This window comes from Paenibacillus sp. JT22N15 (assembly GCF_059383755.1).
On the sequence record NZ_JBXENV010000003.1, the window covers coordinates 358,684 to 378,298 of the forward strand.

The window sequence follows — 19,615 nt, forward strand, 5'->3', positions numbered from 1 at the left end:
ATCATGATGCAGGAAGAATAGGACAATCCCCATTTAGTTGTAGTATAATGGTTACTTCAATAAGAGATGGAAAATAGGAAAAGAGGGACCGAATGCTTACAATACTGGTTGCTGACGACGATGCGAACATTCGCGAACTTGTCTGTTTATTTCTACGCAACGACGGATTCGCAACAGTTGAAGCTGCGGACGGCAAGGAAGCTCTGGACGTCTACGCTTCGACGCATGTCGATCTTGTTGTACTCGATATTATGATGCCGATAATGGATGGCTGGACGTTATGCAAGGAGCTCAGAAGAGCCAATCCTGATCTGCCGCTGCTTATGCTGACTGCACGAGGCGAAACATGGGAGAAAGTGAAGGGGTTCGAGCTAGGGACGGACGATTATTTGACGAAACCATTCGATCCGTTGGAGTTGACGGTACGGGTTAGGGCATTGCTGAAACGATACCGGATTGGCTCCACGCAGACGATCCAGTTTGGCAACGTCATCCTTGATCGGCAGTCCTATAAGGTGATGAGAGGGAGCGAGTCGCTCACTTTGCCGCTCAAGGAGTTCGAATTGCTGTATAAGCTTGCTGGAACTCCCGGGCAAGTGTATACGCGCGAGCAGTTGATCGATCAAATTTGGGGGATCAATTACGCTGGGGATGATCGAACAATAGACGTACATATTAAGCGTCTGCGCGAACGGTTCGGGACTACACCGGAATTTCGCATCGAGACGGTGCGCGGACTTGGCTACCGGCTTGAGGTTTATGAATGATCAGCTCAAGTCTTACCATCTTCAAATTTATGATGAAGCAGACTAATTCCAGTCTTACGGAATGTTAAATGGGCACAATCCTGCCACTGTAACGATGGAACAAGTAAATAAAGTGCTCAGCGGAGAAGTGATTTAAGTAAATCCGAGGGGTCATCGTCGCACTACACATAATTCGGATTGTCCAAGCCGCAGTTGCAGGAGAATTCACTCAATGTCTTAAGCTCTTGTCCCTAGCTGGGGCAAGGGCTTTTTTTAAAAGCAGGACTCTCATTTGGAAAGCATCGGTATCAATAACTCGATTTAGCCGACAAAAAATCAAAATTTTGTTGTCTAACATAAAATGAATAAAAAATATCTAAGGAAACAAAATAAGGTGGCAAAGATTTTAGGAAAGGGGACTAGCAAATTGTATATTTTGTTAGCGATTTTAGGAATAGTGGCTTGTGTTTACGGGGTGTTCGGATCAATCATGGTTTCCCGAAAGCTGCAAGTGAAAAATACGACCCTTGACAAGGATGTAAGTTTAACAACGGTCAAGCATCCGATCATCGCGAATCCAATCTTCATGATATATGTAATCGCCCCTGTGATAACGATCGTGCTTGCAATGATATGGATATTCCTGAAGGAGTCATAAGAGGAGGGCACGCGCATGGAGAAGCAAAAATATTATGTTTCAGTTCAATCCAAAACTATAATGACTAGGCAAGGAGATGCCTCATACGAATTCGAAATCGAAGCAACGTCGGAGGAATTGCAACAGTTGTTGTATTTGTTTGAAGAAATGGAAAATTTCGATAACGAAAGTTTGTTAAGAAACTCCATTCCAGGAATTCCATATCATCACGATCTCGAGAATGACGGATATGATTACTATCTCAAAGAAATATACAATACAATAGGGCATCTAGGAACGGCAGAGACAAAAGAGCATATCCAGTCAATGAATCTATAATGCCGACTTTGCTTTTTGTAAAAAAACTGTAGAACAAAGGTCGAGTATTCGAGATGGATGGCGCTTTAGTAAAGTCAGAATCAAACAAGATGTCAAAAATGTAATCGCTCGCATATCCGACGTGTGCATTGGCATTTCTCTACAGGATCAGAAGCGTATATTCGAACGTTTTTTTAAATCCGATCGTTCTCACAGTTTCAAATGGCAGGATTGGAACTTTCCTAACTGGAGCAGGGGGTGAGATACGTTCCTTGAACAAGACAAGCTCTTGTCCCAATAAAGGACAAGAGCTTGTCTTGTATTTACACTGGCTTCTCAAAGGAAAAGCTTCAGTGATTACATGATAGATTTTATGTTAAATCGACAACCACTTTAACCGTACCTTTAGCTTCAATGGCTTTAGTAAAGGCTTCCTGAATATCATCAAGCTTATAAACCTGCGTAATAAGGGTGGACAACTCATTTTTGAATGTAGAAAGATGCTGGGCTACCTTGGAAAAATCCTCATGTGTATACCCGCTGGAGCCTTTAAGCTGTACTTCTTTGGACATGACCTGCTGCAAGCTAATCGGCACATCGGTTTTATAAACTGCAATAATTGAAATTCTGGCTTTAGGCTTCACGATTTTCATGATGGCTTCAAACAAAACGGGAGCACCCGCCGCATCTATAAATACGTCTACGTTGGGTACTTCAACACCATATACGTTCACGGTGCCAAAATGTCCAGCCAATCCCTCCTCAAGTGTCGTTTCAGCCGTATTGACGGTCAATGCCCCTAATCCAGCGGCTTTGGACAATCGCCATTCGTCAATGTCGACCACACACACGTGCTTCATACCTTCAGCAATCAAGCTGGCAGCTGCGAGAAGACCGATAGGACCTCCACCCATAACGACAATCCGATCTTCAGGCTGCGGGTTTGCGCTGAAAGCACCATGTCGTCCGACGCTCATCGGCTCGATCAGTGAAGCTACCTCCACTGGAACACTTTTATCTATTTCATATAAGTTATAGTTAAGTTCAGCTTCTTCTATTAAGACATACTGTGAAAATCCGGAACACTCCAGCGATTTGCGCCTCCCGACTTTTTTGGCTGTAATCGGATTAATGCCTACACGCATTCCCATTTCAATCTGGGAAGAAACTTCGGACCCTATTTCCACAACATCGCCGACCATTTCATGTCCAAATTCCGAACCAAGAGTAATTCCCATATTGCCTGCACCGACTTTGACAATATTAATATCTGTACCGCATATGCCGCCACGCAGATTTCTTACGAGAACATCCTTTGGGCCTACAACAGGAATCGCTTTTTCTTCAACTCGAATGTCATTTTTGCCAGAATAGATCGCTGCCTTCATCATGTAACTTCACTCCTCATGAATGTTAATCGCTCAACCGCTTTTTCGCATCTGTTAAGTCTTAATCGGATAGACTAAATACTTACAACAGATTCCAATGATCGATTGGATGTCCTAATCATGCAATAATAATGTTTCAAAGTTGTTAAAATAATGTTTATGAGATATTAATCGTGAAAATAAGAACGATTCAGGCCTCATGTTACTTGATATCGCGGCTTAGCTTAAACAATTTTTTAACAACTATCTATTATGATGATACTAATGCGTCAGAAAGGATGTTTTTATGATCAATATACTTGTAGTGGAGGACGATACAAAGCTTAACCAAATTTTTTGCGCCTATTTGTCCAAAAATGGTTACAACGCTAAAGGTTGTCTGAACCCGCGTGAAGCTTATGATTTAATGTATAACCATATCTATGATCTTCTCATTTCCGATGTTATGATGCCGGAGATCGACGGTTTTGAATTTGCAGAGACAATAAGGGGGATCAATAAGACCATTCCCATTCTTTTTGTTACTGCCCGTGATGATATATCCTCCAAACAAAAAGGTTTTTTTGCCGGCATTGACGATTACATGGTTAAACCGATTGATTTGGATGAACTGGTTCTGCGGGTGGGTGCCCTGCTTCGAAGAGCGAATATTGCCCATGAAAAAAAACTGAGGGTAGGAAGCCTGCTGATGGACGCAGACGATATGACCGCTACAGTAGATGGCAAGGAAGTACCCGTGACGGTTCGAGAATTCAACATCCTGTACAAAATGCTTTCCTATCCCAAACATACCTTTTCGCGTGCCCAGCTTATGGACGAGTTCTGGGGCATTGAAAGTCAAACCAGCCTGCGCGCTGTGGACGTATATATTGTCAAGCTTCGGGACAAGTTTTCCTGCTGTGAAGGTTTCAAAATTATGACCGTGCATGGGCTAGGCTACAAGGCAGTGCTGCAATGAATAAGAAACAGAAACCAGATGCGAGAATGAAGTCACCTCTTTTTTCATGGAAAGAATTTGTGGTCACTTATTTAGTGTTGTCTACGCTAACTGCGGGACAAGCGCTAATCTATGATGCTTATCGGCCAATCGAACACGTGCCTTGGCCGTACATTTTCGGAATCTCGGGCTATTGGATTATCGTTAGCCTTATTTTTTGCCTGGTTACCGCAAGGCAGAAGTACAAATCTTTTGACAAGCCCATGCGAAAACTCAGCGAGGCGGCCAAGCAGGTATCAGAAGGAGACTTTTCGGTCTATCTCGAGCCTATACACAGAGCGGATAAGAAGAACTATGTGGATGTGATGTTCGAGGATTTCAACAAGATGGTCGAGGAACTGAACAGCATTGAAACGCTGAAAAACGACTTCATTTCCAATGTATCCCATGAAATCAAGACACCACTGTCCGTCATTCACGGTTACGCTACAGCACTGACGCAGGACGATTTGCCGCCGGAGCTGCGGAAGGATTATACGGCTACCATCATTTCTTCTACCAATAAGCTAGCAACACTCGTCGTCAACATCCTTAAGCTGAACAAATTGGAAAATCAGGAGATTGTGCCTGTTGCCGAGCCCTACGATCTGTGCAGGCAGCTATGCGATTGCGCGCTATACTTTGAAAATGCATGGGAAGAAAAAAAGATCGCATTTATGGTCGATATAGAGGATCGTGCCATCATTCGCGCTGAAGAAAGTATGTTGGAGATCGTGTGGCATAATCTTTTCTCCAATGCTTTAAAATTCACATCTCCCGGGGGAACGATCACCCTAAAGCAAATTTCGGATGAACATGCGATCACGGTCATGGTATCAGACACAGGCTGTGGGATGGACGAGGAAACGATGAAGCATATTTTTGATAAATTTTATCAAGGCGATCCTTCCCATCATGCGGAGGGGAATGGCCTCGGTCTTGCTCTTTCGCTCCGCGTAATTGAATTGGTAGGCGGTGTCATTTCGGTTAAGAGCGAACCTGGAGAGGGCACAACCTTTACAGTCCAATTAAAAGTTGAAAAGTAATCAGTGCGCAGCAGGGCAGCCTGGATTCGAACAATCGAATTCAGGCTGCTTATTTTGTTTAGCCGTATGGGAGCAGCAAGGGGGAGGGGGAAAACGCTTGTATTTGGTTAAAGTTGACAAGAGGAGAGTTCTCCGTTTAATCTTAAGAAGAGATTATGTGGAAAACTATCCACTTAATCTCAATAAAAGGAGGGGAGCAGGATAACGTAAGTCTCCATTTATATAACCCATTTTCATTAAAATAAAAGGCAGTAGCGAAAGGATGGTTTAAGATGAATTATTCCGATAATAGTGTATGTGAAAAAGCAGCGCTTAGCCTGTTTAGTAGTGACAGTCCTGAAAACCCATTTCCGATTTTCGCGCAGCTGCGTGAAACGGGAGCTGTTATTCCTATTACTGTGCCTATGGGTGGCACAGATCGCCAACAATGGTTGGTCACGCGAATGGAAGAAGTGTCTCAGGTACTTAAGGATCATGCCCACTTCACTGTAGACCCAGAAACGATCGGTGGCAGCAACGAATTTAAAAAAGCCTTTATGGAAAACGCAGATGCATCCGCTCCAGATACCTTTTTCACCGGAAAATCCATGCTATCTGTCGATGATCCTGATCATCGGCGGTTACGCAGGCTGGTCTCCAAAGCCTTCACGCCCAAATACATGGAAAGCCTTCGACCGCGTGTGCAGAAGATTGCGGATGAATTGCTGGATAAGGTGCAAGCTCGCGGTGAGATGGACCTTGTCAAAGATTATGCCTATCCTTTACCCATTCACGTAATATCCGATATGCTTGGGGTACCTGAAGCAGACCGCTCGCAGATCCATGACTGGTCTAAAGCGATTTCACATGGTTTGGGTCTTGGTGTGCGCGCACCGGGAGTAGAGGAACATTTGCGTGCTTTCGGTGAATACACGGCGGAGCTTGTTGCTGACAAACGCAAGCATCCAGCTGATGACTTGATCAGCCAGTTAATCGCCATCGAAGAAGAGGGGGACAAGCTGAGTCAGCCAGAGTTGATCTCCATGATTACCCTATTGATCTTTGCAGGCCATGAGACGACCTCAAATCTCATTGCCACAGGAACATTGATGCTGTTAGATCATCCGGAGCAGCTGGAGAAGCTCAAAGCTGATCTTAGTCTGGCTCCGTCCGCCTTCGAAGAGCTGCTTCGTTTCAATGGACCAGCTACCATGTCGGGACCTCGCTTTGCAACGCAAGATATTGTACTTGCTGGTCAGCAGATTAAAAAGGGAGATATGCTGATCCCTTTATTGAAATCTGCAAACCGGGATGAATGCCCGTTCGCACAAGCAGAAGAACTGGATATAACTCGTACGATTAATCGCCATCTAGCCTTCGGTCATGGCATCCATTCCTGCTTGGGCGCGCCACTAGCTCGCGTAGAGGGAGACATTGCATTTCAAACGCTGCTGAGACGGATGCCCAACCTGCGACTCAGCATTCCTCGGGCAGACATCTCCTGGCATTTCGCGCTGAGCTCACAGAGTTTAGCTGCCCTGCCAGTCGTTTTTTAGGGAAAAGACGACAAAACATGCTTCATTTAAAACAAGCCTAATTCAAGCGGCAGACTGCCGTCGATGAATTAGGCTTGTTCGTATTAATGTGATGCATTAAAGAAAGGTCTGGCATAGCTGCTCCAAAATACGGTCGGGCGAGTTGCCGCGCACATTTTTTTGAAACAGATACGAATCGCTGCTGAGGGCGTTCATAAGCATGTCTGTTTTGAATAAGCTGAGGGGCTGTGGTTGGTTGGTTTCTGCTATCCATTCTTCAATCAGTCCAAGAAGCAGCTTATGAAATTTGTCATAGATGGGACTTTTCGTTCTGGGGTCCGGCACATTATAAGCTGAATTCTCGACACCGGCAAGCAGCTGCGCATTTTTCTCTCTGAACTGAATAAACACAGCAAGCAGCCCACGCAATCGGTCATTAGGCGGGTGGTAGGCGTTCTCCTGCAAGTATTCCTCAATATCCTCAAACAACACCGTCACGTTGTCTTTGATTAAATGCATGCACAGATCACTTTTGTTGCGGTAACGCCGGTACAGGGTTCCCGCTCCGATTTGCGCTTCGACGGCGATCTGGTTCATGCTGACCTGCTCGACGCCGTGGAGCTGAAATAACTTGTTAGCCGCATCCAGAATACGCTGGCGGTTCTCGGCGGCATCACGGCGCTCTGAACGGTAGATTGCATTTGTTTCATTCACTGTTTATCACTTCCCATCCTTCATCTGAGCCCCTATTACAAGTGGAGAATTATCCGCTTAATCCTAGTAAAAAAGAGAGGAATGTGCTGACTGAGGAAGTCTGCATTGAAACAGTAGCAGTATTTTTTCTATGAGTCAACATCTAATGCAAGGTGGAGTAAATATTTATTTGTACAAATAAGATCGAAAAAAATAAAAAGAAAATAAGAATAAAGTGAAGGGATACCTAATAGATATAAAACGGCTGCTTGATATGAAACTTTTTTCTTCTTTAACTTAAAGCAATAAGAATAAGAACACAACAAGCCGACGGATGACCTCTTGAATCTGGAGTTCATCTGTTTTTGTGAGGATGTGGAATGACTGAACTGTAAAATAGATGCAATATTTACAAATAAAACAAACCCTCTAAAGCCTTCCCATCCACGGAGGCTTCTTGTTGTGTGGCTGCAATTTGCTAATGTTTGAGAGATTGCCGGAAAGGGTCATTTTAGCGTTAAAGTAGTGTTAAAGAAGTCATCCCAGCATTAGCGCTTTCTACCATATTCAAGTAGGATATTCTATGCACATGTTTTAGCATTATCGTGATGGTCACTACATATGAGGAGTGATTGAATGCAAGCAAAAAGCTTGGTTCACCAGTTATTCGAGCAGCAGTCGGAACGTACGCCTAGTCGTGAAGCTGTTAGATTTGAGGAGAAGTCAGTAACGTACGCCGAGTTGAACCGCCGCGCGAATCGGCTAGCGTATCGCTTGCGTGCGATCGGTATCGGTCCTGACGTGCTGGCAGGCATCTGCATGGAGCGTTCGATTGAACTGGTCGTCGCGCTGTACGGCGTCCTAAAGGCAGGGGGCGCTTACGTGCCGCTGGATCCGGATTATCCGAAGGATCGGCTAGCCTACATGATTCAGGACAGCAAGGTAAGACGAATCATTACGCAGCGTCAATTTGCGGAACAGTTCGCTGGGTTCGACGGTGATGTATTGATTTTAGACGAGTCAGAGCCATTGGATGGATATGGAGATGAGGAGGGAAACCCGAATATTGCCTTGCATGAGAGCCATCTGGCTTACATGTTCTATACCTCCGGATCGACGGGAAGGCCGAAGGGGGCAATGAATACGCACGCTGCCATTCGCAATCGGGTTCTTTGGCTGCAGCACACTTTCGAAATGGAGGAAAATGATAAGCTTCTTCAGAAATCTCCATACAGCTTCGACGTATCGGTATGGGAATTTTTCTGGCCGCATATATGCGGAGCATGCCTTGTCATGGCCAAGCCCAAAGGCCACCTTGACAACGAATATATGTGGGAGGTCATCAAGCGCGAATGTATTACGTTCGTGCAATTCGTTCCGACGATGCTCCAGACGTTCTTGAGTGCGGAGCAGGCTCAGGACCTCCCCTTTCTGAAACATGTTTTCTTATGCGGGGAGCCGTTGTCTGCCGCGCTGAACGAACGGTTCTGCCGTACGATGTCCGCGCAGCTTCACAACTTGTATGGTCCGACCGAGGCAGCGGTATTCATTACCAATTGGACCAGCGATCGCAGCTTGAACCGTTCGGTCATTCCAATTGGCAAGGCTATCCCTGAGAATGCTATGTACGTATTAAACGACCGCTATGAACCGGTCGCACCTGGTGAGATTGGCGAGCTCTTCATCAGTGGCATCGGGCTCGCGCGCGGTTATTACGGCAGACCGGACCTGACGGCCGAGCGATTCGTGCCCGATCCATACAGCAAGGAACCGGGGGCACGGATGTACCATACCGGAGATCTCGGGCGCTGGCTTACGGACGGAAACCTGGAATGTCTGGGCCGCAACGACGATCAGGTGAAGGTACGGGGCTTCCGTATCGAGCTGGGCGAAATTAGCACGGTGCTTGAACAGCATCCAGGAGTCAATCAAGCTGTGACGGTTGTCTGCGAGGATCAGCCCGGAGACCAGCGCATTACCGCCTATTTCATTCCAAATGCTGAGTTCGCTCCCTCGATCAGCGAGCTGAGGAGCCATCTACAGCAGCATTTGCCAGACTATATGGTCCCTTCTTATTTCGTTGAGATGGAGGCCTTCCCACTTACCCCTAGCGGCAAGACGGACCGCAAGCTCCTGCCGAGTCCGACGCTGTCACGCCTGATGATTGGCCAGGCGTATGTTCCGCCGGAAACCTATATCCAGAAGGAGCTTGCCGTGATTTGGTCAGGTTTTTTCAGTTTCGATCAGCTCGGGCTTGACGACGATTTCATCGACTTGGGCGGCCATTCGCTCGTCGCAACTCAAATTCTTGTCCGGTGTGGACATGTTTTCGGCGTGAAGGTATCGCTGAAGGATATGCTCACACAAGGAACGACGATTCGCGCCCTCGCGTCAATTATTGAAGCCAATCTGCTTGCGGAGACTGACGATGCCGAGATCGAAGCGCTGTTGAGCGAGATGGAGCACCTGTCGGAAGAGGAAATTGAGGCGCTGCTGAAGTAACAGTCAGTAGATGATCAGGAGGAGACGATTCGTGGCAAATTTCGTTCTTAGCACGCATATGACGAACGGAGATGTACTGCCGTTTCTGCGGTTAGCGTCTGCACTTCGCCGGCGTGGACACCAGGCAACCCTGGTGACTCACGGCGTATTTGCGCCGCTGGCCGAGAAGTCCGGCATCGCTTTTCGCGGCATCGATAAACCAGAGGAATACACCGAAATCATGAAGGATCTATACATGATGGAGGATCCGCTGAACAAGCCCGACCTCTATGAAGCTTACCAACGCAAGTATTATTCGAAAGAGAAATTCCAGCAGGAGTATGACATCCTGACGGAGCTGTGCCAAGCGGAGGACTCCGTGCTGATCTGCAAGGAGCGTGACGGCTTCGTTGCAATGATCGTATCTGAGATGATGCATGTGCCAATCGTCACGGGCGTACTCGCGCCCAGCTATGTGACGCAGCTGCATATTTGGGAAGAGCTTGGACTGGACTTTGCGATATCACTTATTAACACTTTTCGCAGCGATCTTGGACTTACGCCAGTCTCAAGCTGGACATCATGGATGGGCGCCGTGAAAAAAAACATCGGTTTCTGGCATGAGAGCTTTGATGCTGCTGTGGAAGCACCAGAATGGGCGCTGAAGGTGGATACCGTCGGATTTCCGCTGGCCGATGCGATCGAATATGAGCCTTTGCCAAACGACCTGCTAGATTTTATCCGCGCCGGCGAACCGCCTCTCTTGATTACGGGCGGGACAGGGAAAATGATTAAGCCGAATTTCTACCAAGCGGCAATCGAGGGCGTCAAGCTGCTGGGGCAGCGAACCATACTTGTTACGAGGCATGAAGAATTCATTCAAGGCGAGCTGCCGGATCATATTCGCTGGTACAAGATTTTGCCGCTCGCCAGTGTATATCCGCTAATCAGCAGCGTCATCCATCACGGCGGAATCGGTACGATTACGGGAGCCATGACCGCCGCTGTGCCGCAGCTGGCGCTCGCAGCCGATACGGATCGTCCAGATAACGGAATGCGGATCAAGCATCTGGGCATAGGTGATTATTTGCCGCCGCTTCAGTGGGAGCCCGCGCTGATCGCAAATGCCATAAAAGGCATTCAGACAAGCACAGTGAAAGAGCGCTGCCGCCAGTTGGCAAGGGTTATTGCGGAGCATGATACGATGGCAGCGGCCTGCACGGCCATGGAATCGGTAATCGGCAAGCCCGACTGCGCCATTGCCTCGGATCAGCTTATTGCTGATTACGTTGCAGCGCAGCGCCAGCAGCCCTTGCCGAGCGCAGTGACCGCGCCTGATCATCGCCTGGATGAGATCAATCAGTCACTATCAGCAGGCAAGCGTTCACTGTTATCGCAGTGGCTGGTGCAGCGCCAGCTCGGAAGTCATCCCCTGCCTTTGAAGGAGGCGCACTATGAGTAAAACGATTGATCGCATCGAGCAGCTTTCGCCCGAACGACGGGCGCTCCTTGCCCTGAAAGCCAAACAGAATAAGGCAAAGGCTGCCGCAGCTTCGTCGGTAATCCCAAAGCAGCCTAGGCAAGCAGGGGCTAACAAGTTTCCTCTATCATTTCCGCAACAGCGAATTATGTTTTTCGAAGAATATATGCCGGGGACGGAGCGGTACAATTTTGCCAACGGCTACAAGCTCATCGGCAAGCTGAATGTCTCTGCCCTGCATCGCACGCTGAACGAAATGATCAAGCGTCATGAAATCATGCGCGCTGCTGTTGCTTATGAGAACGACGATTACGTGCAGATCATTCGCCCCGAGCTGACGATCGACCTCCCAATTATCGAGTTGGCTGATGAAAACAAGGTCTATGAGCTTATGGAGAAGGAAGCCACGGCACCGTATGATTTCCTGAACGGGCCGCTTGTGAAGGCAATGCTCTTCCGCTTGGATCCCGAAAAGCATGTTCTCGTCTGGATGACGCATCACTTAATCTATGATGGCTGGTCAGCCGACGTGTTCGACGAAGAGCTCGCCGCGATTTATCGTTCCTTTGCCCTGGAAGAGCCGCTTTCCCTTCCGGAGCTGCCGATTCAATACCCGGACTTTGCCGTCTGGCAGAGGCAGTGGATGACAGGATCGGAATACGAAGAACAGCTGCGCTACTGGAAAAATAAACTGATGCCAGCACCGGCGACGCTGGATCTGCCGACGGATTACCCGCGCCCCTCGATTCAAGTTGAGCGCAAAGTCGGTTTCTTCAGCCTGACGCTCGATCCATCATTCTCGCAGCGTATCCGCGAAGCGAGCAAGCAGCTCGGCTGCACGTCTTTTGTCCTGCTGCTAGCCGCTTACAAGGTACTACTCGCAAGCTACAACGGCAAGCAAGAAATCGTTGTCGGCACGCCCATGGCGAATCGAGGCAAGCAGGAAATCGAGAAGCTTGCTGGCTTCTTCGCGAATACGGTCGCGCTTCGCTCCGCGATTGATATGGGCAGCAGCTTCAGCGACTTTATCTCGGCAGTCCGCGAGACGGTGCTGGAGGCGAATGATCATCAGGATTTGCCATTTGACAGAATCGTCGAAGAGATGAATCCAGATCGTGTTATAGGCCATGCGCTATTTTTTGATACCATGTTTCTGTTCGAACGGCATGGGCAGGCGCTGAGAGAACTGCCTGACCTTGAGATTGTACCGTTCGTGGGTGATCGTACGCGAGGCGGGATGCTGGATCTGACGATGACGGTATTCGAAAATCAAAAGTTAGGCATGGAAGTTACATTGACGTATCGCCTAGATCTATTCCGCGAGTCGACAATCCAGCAAATGGCGGAGCATTACTGCATGATTTTGGAACGCGTAATAGACAATTCCGCGCTGCCGATATATGCAGTTGCAGCTCTCTCGGGCGAACAGCTGCAGAAGGTTCTGGTCGACTGGAATGCTGGCGAGTCTACCGGTACAGAGCTCCAATTGCCGCATCTTCTCGTGGAGCGTCAATCGGCTCTTACACCTATGGCCGCAGCTGTATGCTCAGAGGGGCGTACACTTACCTATCTTGAGCTGAATGAACGGGCTAACCGCTTGGCGCACCATCTGCGCGGTATGCAGGTCGGACCTAATACAACCGTCGGCCTTTACATGGAGCGCACTGTCGATATCATCGTCGGCTTGGTCGGCATCTTGAAGGCAGGCGGCGCCTATGTGCCGCTTGATCCTAAGCTGCCGGTGGAGCGCTTGCGAATGATTGCGCAGGAGGCTGAGGTATCGGTCATCGTGACCGAGGAAGCCTTCGCCGATCTGCTGCCGCAAAACGAGGAGGCAGCGTCGGCGCCCATACGCATGGTTTCGCTCGACCGGGATTGGGATAAGATAGCGCAAGAAGATGCGAATAATCCCGAAGTAATCTCAAAGCTGGACGATCTTATGTATGTGCTGTTCACGTCCGGATCAACGGGGAAACCGAAGGGCGTGGCGGTGGAGCACCGAAGTTATGCCAACTATTTGGAAGGCATTATGCAGCGTTTGGCGCTGCGGGAAGGCCTCCATTTCGCCATCGTCAGCACGCTTGCTGCCGATCTTGGAACGCCGATGATCTGGGGGGCATTCGGAACAGGAGGCACCCTGCATGTCATACCGTATGAGCGTGCTGCTGATCCCGATGCTTTCGCCGCTTATTGCGAAGCGCATCCGATCGATGTTATGAAGATCGTTCCAAGCCATATGGAGGTGCTGCTCGGCGTAGCAAATCCCAGCGTCATCATACCGCGCGAATGCTTGATTCTTGCTGGCGAAGCCTCGCATTGGGGGTCAATTGCAGACATTCGGCGCCTTCGTCCGGGCTGTCGGATTCAAAATCATTATGGTCCTACGGAGACAACCGTTTCCGTACTCACCTATGAGGTGCCAGTAGGTGGAAGCGAGCAAGATCATCTTGCAGTGCTTCCGCTTGGACGTCCGATACCGAACGCGCCGGTCTATGTGCTTAACGCTAATTTGCAGCCGGTTCCAGCTGGCGTCATCGGCGAGTTGTACATCGGCGGTAGCGCCGTGACGCGCGGCTACTACGGCAGGCCAGATCTGACGGCCGAGCGATTCGTGCCGAATCCGTTCACAGATCGACCGGGAGAACGGATGTATCGCACGGGCGACCTGGTTCGCCATTTGCCTAACGGCATGATTCAGTTTATTGGACGAATGGACCAACAGGTCAAAATCCGCGGCTATCGGATCGAGACTGGCGAGATCGAGCATGTTCTGCTGCAAATGGGAGGATTACGCGATGCGGTCGTGACTATTCGCGAAGATGAACCGGGAGACAAACGGCTGGTTGCCTATTTGGTACCGGAGCAGCGCTTGTTACCAGACGCTCAGGAGCAGGCTGTACGTGGAGCGCAGCTTGATGTAAGCGCGATTCGAAAACACATAAAAAGCATTTTGCCCGACTATATGCTGCCTTCGGCCTTTGTCGAGATCGAGCGGCTGCCGCTTAACGCGAACGGCAAGCTGGACCGTGCAATGCTGCCTGCGCCAAGCGCTGCAAATCGAGCGGGAGACAATGGCTTTGCTGCGCCGGAGACCAAGGAAGAGCATGAAATCGCCGCTGTTTGGCAGGAAGTATTGGGGCTCGAACAGATCGGTATCAACGATGAATTTTTCGACCTTGGCGGTGATTCATTCAAGGCGATTAAGGTCTTACGCAAGATGGGCAATTCCTTTAGCGTAATGGACCTCTTCCAGTATCCGACGGTGCGTGAGCTGGCCGAGCATCTCGCATCCGGCGCTACACGGAGCGACGATCTTCTGATCGAATTCAAAAAGGCATCGAATATCGGGGGCAAAGCGATTACGCTAGTCTGCGTGCCGTATGGCGGCGGCAGCGCAATTACGTTCCAGCCAATGGCGAAGGGATTGCCTCCCAACTACGCCCTGTATGCGGTCGAACTGCCCGGGCATGATTACAGTCGACCTAGCCAGTTGCTGGCCTCGCATGAGGAAACGGCGGCTCGGATTGCTCAAGAAATCAAAAGCAAGGTCAAGGGTGAGGTTTATCTCTACGGCCATTGCTTAGGTGGGGCAATGGTGCTCCGCACCGGGTTGCTGCTGCAGGAAGCAAATGTAGAGGTAAGCGGGATTTTTATGGCGGGCACCTTCCCGGGAGCAAGATTGCCATTCAAGCTGACGGAATGGTGGCATCGCTTGTTTCCGCGGGAGAAGTGGACGTCTGATAAGTTCGCACGCGACATGCTCCGCGCCTTTGGCGGCTTCGATGACGAGATCTCTCCGGAAGAGCAGAAGTTCGTTCTGCGCAACCTGCGGCATGATGCACGGGAGGCGGAGGATTATTACACGGCGCTCTACGCATTGCCGAATAAGCCGAAGCTGAAGGCACCTGTAGCTTGCATCGTGGGTGGCGCTGATCGAATGACCGAGTTCTACGAGGAGCGTTATATGGAGTGGTATGATTTCAGCGAGGATGTGCGATTGCATGTTGTTGAGCATGCCGGGCATTATTTTCACAAGCATCAATCGGACCATGCCGCGAAAATCATGTCGCAGCAGATTCGTGCATGGGAGGAAGAGCGTGACAACGGGGAAAGCCGAACGACAATGAGCCCTATTTCTCAGACTGCTTCTGCTCCTCAGCAAGTACCAAAACTTGCGATGGAGCACAAGCAAAAGCAGAAGGATATTCAGCCGAGCGTGAAATCTTTTCTCACGGTGACGCTGTGCTTAATCATCGCTACAATTGGCACGTCACTGACCGGATTTGCGCTTGGCATCTGGGTATTTCAGCATACCGGGTCGATTTCGGATTATGCGACGATCTCGCTTTATGCGATTTTGCCCACGCTGCTGCTGCTTCCGGTGGCCGGTGCGGTTGTGGACCGCTATGATAGACGAAAGGTAATGCTGGCGGGACAAATGTTAGCGTTAGGCTCGGTAATTTTCCTCGCGACTATGCTCTATCTGGATGCGTTGTCACTATGGGCGATCTATGTGGCTGCAGGCATCGGATCAATCTCAGGTGCTTTCACGATGCCGGCTTATCAGGCAGCAACAGCGCAACTCGTGCCGAAAAGGTACTTAGGACATGCAAACGGATTAGGACAGCTTGTCATGTCCTTGAACGGGATTATGGCACCAGCGCTAGGAGGAGCTTTGGTTGTATTGATCGGTCTGCAAACCATTGTTGTTATCGATCTAGTACTGCTGAGTTTATCTATAGTCATCCTTTCACTGATCCGATTCCCTAACCTGATGTTCAAGAAACGTGAGGAACCGATGAGCAGGGAAATCGTCGGAGGGTGGAAGTACATTATTCAAAGGAAGAGCATGGTCGCGATGGTCGTGTTTTTTATCGTTGTCAATTTTTTCATGAGCTTATATAACGTGCTGACAACGCCGTTTCTGCTGCAGTTCATGACTGCTGACAAAGTAGGCATCGTTATCGCGTTTGAGGGTGCAGGGCTATTTATCGGCTCGATCCTTATGACGATATGGGGCGGGTTCGACCGCCGGGCGGACGGAATGGTCGGTTTCGTTATGCTGACCGGTTTATCGATAGCGGTTGCCGGGATCTATCCTTCGCTTGTAACGGCAGCCATCGGCTTGTTCGGCTTTGGCTTTGCGCTGGCGCTTATCAATACGCACTGGCTGGCACTCATACAGACGAAGGTAGGGCTTGAGCTGCAAGGCCGCGTATTGGCAACGAACCAAGTTATGGCCTTCAGCATGCGTCCGCTTAGCTTCCTCCTTGCAGGACCGCTTGTTGCATCTGTTTTCGTTCCGCTTGCATCGGCGCTGCCAGCTGGTACAGAAGCTGCCGGGCTGTTTGGATCGGGAGGCGGAATGGGTATCGGGCTGTTGATCACTTCGATTGGCGCCATCTTGTTCATCTGGGGATTGCTTGGCATGCGTTATCGGCAGCTGCGTCATATGGAGACAATCTTGCCGGATGCCGTGCCGGATGCCGTTATTATACGAGATAAGGATCAGTTGCAGCAAATAGCAGACCGCCAGATGGGCGTCAGAATTTAATTGTGGAATAGGGGAGGTTACTTTTGATGGAGAACGAAATACTAGAATTCAGCTACAAAGTAGTCGTCAATGGCGAAGAGCAATATGCGATATGGCCATTGCATCTGAGCAATCCAGAAGGCTGGAGCAATGCCGGCAAGAGTGGGACGAAGGAAGAATGCCTAGCTTATGTGAAGGAAGTATGGAGCGACCTGACGCCCTTAAGCCTGCGTCAAGCATGAAGTTGTTCCAGCCATCTGTGCGTTGCGCATGGATCGGCGTTCGGTCCAAGAAGAGCTTGAGCGTATTGCACGCCTGCTATTGAAGTAGTAGAGCGAAGGGTTCCCAATTACACAGCTTTGCCGGGCGTTGTTCGTAAACAGGGAGCATCATGCATTGTACAGCGAGCCTGTTAATGAGCACGTTCGGATGTTCTATTTGATTGGGATGGGCAAAAAGGTTAGGGTTAGCCATTTCGAATGGTTAACCCTTTTTAATGCAATTGTCGACTATGGATTTGGGTAACTATGATTCAATAACAATTATTATGTTAACAAAGGGATGCTAATCAGATAAATGATAGAGAACCATCTCCTAGGTTACCTATGAGATGTACGATTGATGGTGGTCATTACATGCGAATGGTCGTATATTATTAGTATGTGGATTATGAGAGAGAACATGGACCACATTACGCAATGATAAACGATTCTACATAGAAGGAAGGGGAAAAAAATGGATTTTCAACCGCTTGTTTCATTTGTTGACCGTATCACTTCCTGGCGAGTTCCATGGGCAGAGGTACTGGTGATGTATCAAAATGATACCGTTTTCCGTTACCGTAGCGGCTATGCTAACTTGGAGGAACAGACGCCAATCGGTGATAGAGCGATCTTCAATCTCTACTCCTTGACGAAAATAATGACCTGCGTGGCGGCGCTTCAACTGGTGGAGAGAGGCGATATGCTGCTAAGTGATCCGGTTTCCGACTATCTGCCGGAGTATGCCGAGATGACGGTAAGGAAAACTTTGCCGAACGGGGAAATTAGGCTTGAAAAAGCAACCCGTCTCATTACGGTACGCGATTTGTTTACGATGACTGGGGGGTTCTCCTATGATATAGGTTCTCCATCTTTTAAGGAAGCTGTGCATAACACCAACGGAACACTACCAACACGTGCTTTCGCGAAAGCGCTTGCCAAGGAACCCCTTTTGTTTGAGCCAGGCACGCATTGGAACTACAGCATGTGCCACGATGTGCTCGGGGCATTGGTGGAGGTTGTCAGCGGAAGACGCTTCGGTACGTATCTGCGAGAAGAAATCACCGGACCACTTGGCATGAACGATACAGCGTTCGATCTGAACGATGAACAGCGGACCCGACTAATTCCGCAGTATATGTACAATGACGAGCTTGAAAAAGCCGTACGTATGGATGGAAACGGGTACCGGGTTGGTAGCGAATTTGAGAGTGGTGGCGCCGGATTGTTGTCCACAGTTAGTGATTATTCACTGTTCCTGAACGCACTGACTGGGTACGGCACGAGTCCCGAAGGCGTGCGGATTCTGTCACAAGCCTCGGTGGAACTGATGCGCAAGGACCATCTGAACGAGCAGACCCGCGGCGATTATTCATGGGATCACATGAGTGGATACGGGTATGGCCTTGGTGTCCGTACTCATGTATCCCAGTCATTAAGCGGCTCACTGAGCCCGCTCGGCGAATTCGGATGGAGCGGCGCCGCCGGGTGCATGGCTATCATTGACCCGGATTCCAAGCTTACCGTTATGTATGCGCAGCACCTTCTGAACAATCAGGAGCCTTACGTTCAGCGACGCTTGCGAAATGTCGTGTACTCCTGCTTGTAATGTGGAAGCTGGAGTCTTAGCGCGGCATATCGTTTGATTCGTTTGATTCGTGTCGCGGGACAAGAGTTTGGTTACCGACCATTGTCATTCAAGACAAGACGTTCGTTGGTTTCTCTGAAAACTTGAACGAGATAAGCAAGCTCCTGCAGGGTTATGCCAATTTATTTGATGCGCATCCTCCGTTCCAGATTGATGGAAACTTCGGTGTGACATATGACAAAGCACTTCTAAGCCAGGTTTAATGACCTGTTTAGAAGTGCTTTTTGATTAGTAGCAGCCTTTCTTCAGAATTTCTTTAGAAAAATTCTTATAGGTTCCTTAGTTTTGACTGGTATTCTTCATCTATGGAATTTGAGATGAGGAGGGTCAACATGATCAGCGAGACATTCATGCATTTAATTGATCAATATGGGTATTTTATTTTCTTAGTTGCCTTTTCTCTAGGGCCTTTCGGAATCCCAATACCAAACGAAATATCAATATTAACTGGCGCTTTTCTGAGTAGTAATGGTACCTTAAATCCTTGGGTAACCTATTTAGTTATATTGCTTGGACTGTTAATAGCTGTAACCGTGTCTTATTTCATGGGAAAAGTCTTTGGGAAACATTTTAAAGAAAAAATAGAAAAAAACCGTTACTTTCAAAAAGCTCAAACCATCTTGCAGCGACACGGAAATTGGGCAATGGTCATTGGTTTTTTCCTTCCTGTGGTCAGGTATATTATGCCTATGCTTGTTGGGTTAGGTAATGTCAAATTCAGAACATTCATTCTCATTTCCTATTCGAGTGCTTTATTGTGGACAGCGACGTTTTTTGTTATCGGAAGATTTTTCATCATCCCATTATTATAAATTTGAGTCAGTTGAAAAATCGTTTATCCGAGAAGTTCAGTTTAGGCAGTATCGATTTTGTCCCCCTTAATTTCCCGCCTGCT

The 19,615-nt window shown here is 48.7% G+C and carries 15 protein-coding genes; 13 read left to right on the forward strand and 2 right to left on the reverse strand.

Annotated features, from left to right (window positions below):
• The first annotated feature begins 92 nt into the window (after window positions 1–92).
• The 3 genes from AC50X8_RS07705 (at window position 93) to AC50X8_RS07715 (ending at window position 1,722) form a co-directional block, all read left to right on the forward strand.
• Complete coding sequence (locus tag AC50X8_RS07705) at window positions 93–767, forward strand: response regulator transcription factor (protein ID WP_494879208.1); 675 nt, start codon at window positions 93–95, stop codon at window positions 765–767.
• Between the two features lie 406 nt (window positions 768–1,173).
• Complete coding sequence (locus tag AC50X8_RS07710; RefSeq protein ID WP_155973424.1) at window positions 1,174–1,404, forward strand: hypothetical protein; 231 nt, start codon at window positions 1,174–1,176, stop codon at window positions 1,402–1,404.
• A gap of 15 nt (window positions 1,405–1,419) precedes the next feature.
• Complete coding sequence (locus AC50X8_RS07715) at window positions 1,420–1,722, forward strand: hypothetical protein (protein WP_056040405.1); 303 nt, start codon at window positions 1,420–1,422, stop codon at window positions 1,720–1,722.
• A gap of 350 nt (window positions 1,723–2,072) precedes the next feature.
• Here AC50X8_RS07715 and AC50X8_RS07720 read toward each other — a convergent pair whose 3' ends face one another.
• Window positions 2,073–3,092, reverse strand: a complete 1,020-nt coding sequence (locus AC50X8_RS07720) for a zinc-dependent alcohol dehydrogenase (protein ID WP_494879209.1) — start codon at window positions 3,090–3,092, stop codon at window positions 2,073–2,075.
• Between the two features lie 283 nt (window positions 3,093–3,375).
• Here AC50X8_RS07720 and AC50X8_RS07725 point away from each other — a divergent pair, with 283 nt between their 5' ends.
• The 3 genes from AC50X8_RS07725 (at window position 3,376) to AC50X8_RS07735 (ending at window position 6,646) form a co-directional block, all read left to right on the forward strand.
• On the forward strand, window positions 3,376–4,047 hold the full coding sequence (locus AC50X8_RS07725; RefSeq protein ID WP_056040404.1) for a response regulator transcription factor: 672 nt from the start codon (window positions 3,376–3,378) through the stop codon (window positions 4,045–4,047).
• On the forward strand, window positions 4,044–5,111 hold the full coding sequence (locus AC50X8_RS07730) for a HAMP domain-containing sensor histidine kinase (RefSeq protein WP_494879210.1): 1,068 nt from the start codon (window positions 4,044–4,046) through the stop codon (window positions 5,109–5,111). The genes AC50X8_RS07725 and AC50X8_RS07730 overlap by 4 nt, the downstream gene beginning before the upstream one ends.
• Window positions 5,112–5,383: 272 nt before the next feature.
• On the forward strand, window positions 5,384–6,646 hold the full coding sequence (locus AC50X8_RS07735) for a cytochrome P450 family protein (protein WP_494879211.1): 1,263 nt from the start codon (window positions 5,384–5,386) through the stop codon (window positions 6,644–6,646).
• A gap of 96 nt (window positions 6,647–6,742) precedes the next feature.
• Here AC50X8_RS07735 and AC50X8_RS07740 read toward each other — a convergent pair whose 3' ends face one another.
• A complete protein-coding gene (locus tag AC50X8_RS07740; RefSeq protein ID WP_494879212.1) occupies window positions 6,743–7,339 on the reverse strand; it encodes a TetR/AcrR family transcriptional regulator in 597 nt (198 codons plus the stop codon).
• Between the two features lie 615 nt (window positions 7,340–7,954).
• On the opposite strand from AC50X8_RS07740, the gene AC50X8_RS07745 reads away from it, so the two are divergent.
• The 7 genes from AC50X8_RS07745 (at window position 7,955) to AC50X8_RS07775 (ending at window position 19,532) form a co-directional block, all read left to right on the forward strand.
• Complete coding sequence (locus AC50X8_RS07745; protein ID WP_056040396.1) at window positions 7,955–9,820, forward strand: non-ribosomal peptide synthetase; 1,866 nt, start codon at window positions 7,955–7,957, stop codon at window positions 9,818–9,820.
• Window positions 9,821–9,851: 31 nt separating this feature from the next.
• On the forward strand, window positions 9,852–11,261 hold the full coding sequence (locus AC50X8_RS07750; protein ID WP_494860337.1) for a glycosyltransferase: 1,410 nt from the start codon (window positions 9,852–9,854) through the stop codon (window positions 11,259–11,261).
• Window positions 11,254–16,833, forward strand: a complete 5,580-nt coding sequence (locus tag AC50X8_RS07755; protein ID WP_494879213.1) for an amino acid adenylation domain-containing protein — start codon at window positions 11,254–11,256, stop codon at window positions 16,831–16,833. Before AC50X8_RS07750 ends, AC50X8_RS07755 begins: the two co-directional genes overlap by 8 nt.
• A 26-nt stretch (window positions 16,834–16,859) precedes the next feature.
• Window positions 16,860–17,054 (forward strand): MbtH family protein, encoded by a 195-nt coding sequence (locus AC50X8_RS07760; protein ID WP_056040389.1) that lies wholly within the window; start codon window positions 16,860–16,862, stop codon window positions 17,052–17,054.
• A 493-nt stretch (window positions 17,055–17,547) separates the two neighbouring features.
• Window positions 17,548–18,681, forward strand: coding sequence for a serine hydrolase domain-containing protein (locus AC50X8_RS07765; protein ID WP_494879214.1), 1,134 nt, complete (start codon window positions 17,548–17,550; stop codon window positions 18,679–18,681).
• Window positions 18,682–18,803: 122 nt separating this feature from the next.
• On the forward strand, window positions 18,804–18,923 hold the full coding sequence (locus AC50X8_RS07770) for a glycosyl hydrolase family 95 catalytic domain-containing protein (protein ID WP_442952553.1): 120 nt from the start codon (window positions 18,804–18,806) through the stop codon (window positions 18,921–18,923).
• 129 nt (window positions 18,924–19,052) lie between these two features.
• Entirely contained in the window at window positions 19,053–19,532 is a 480-nt protein-coding gene (locus AC50X8_RS07775) for a DedA family protein (protein ID WP_056040386.1), read from the forward strand.
• Window positions 19,533–19,615 lie beyond the last annotated feature (83 nt).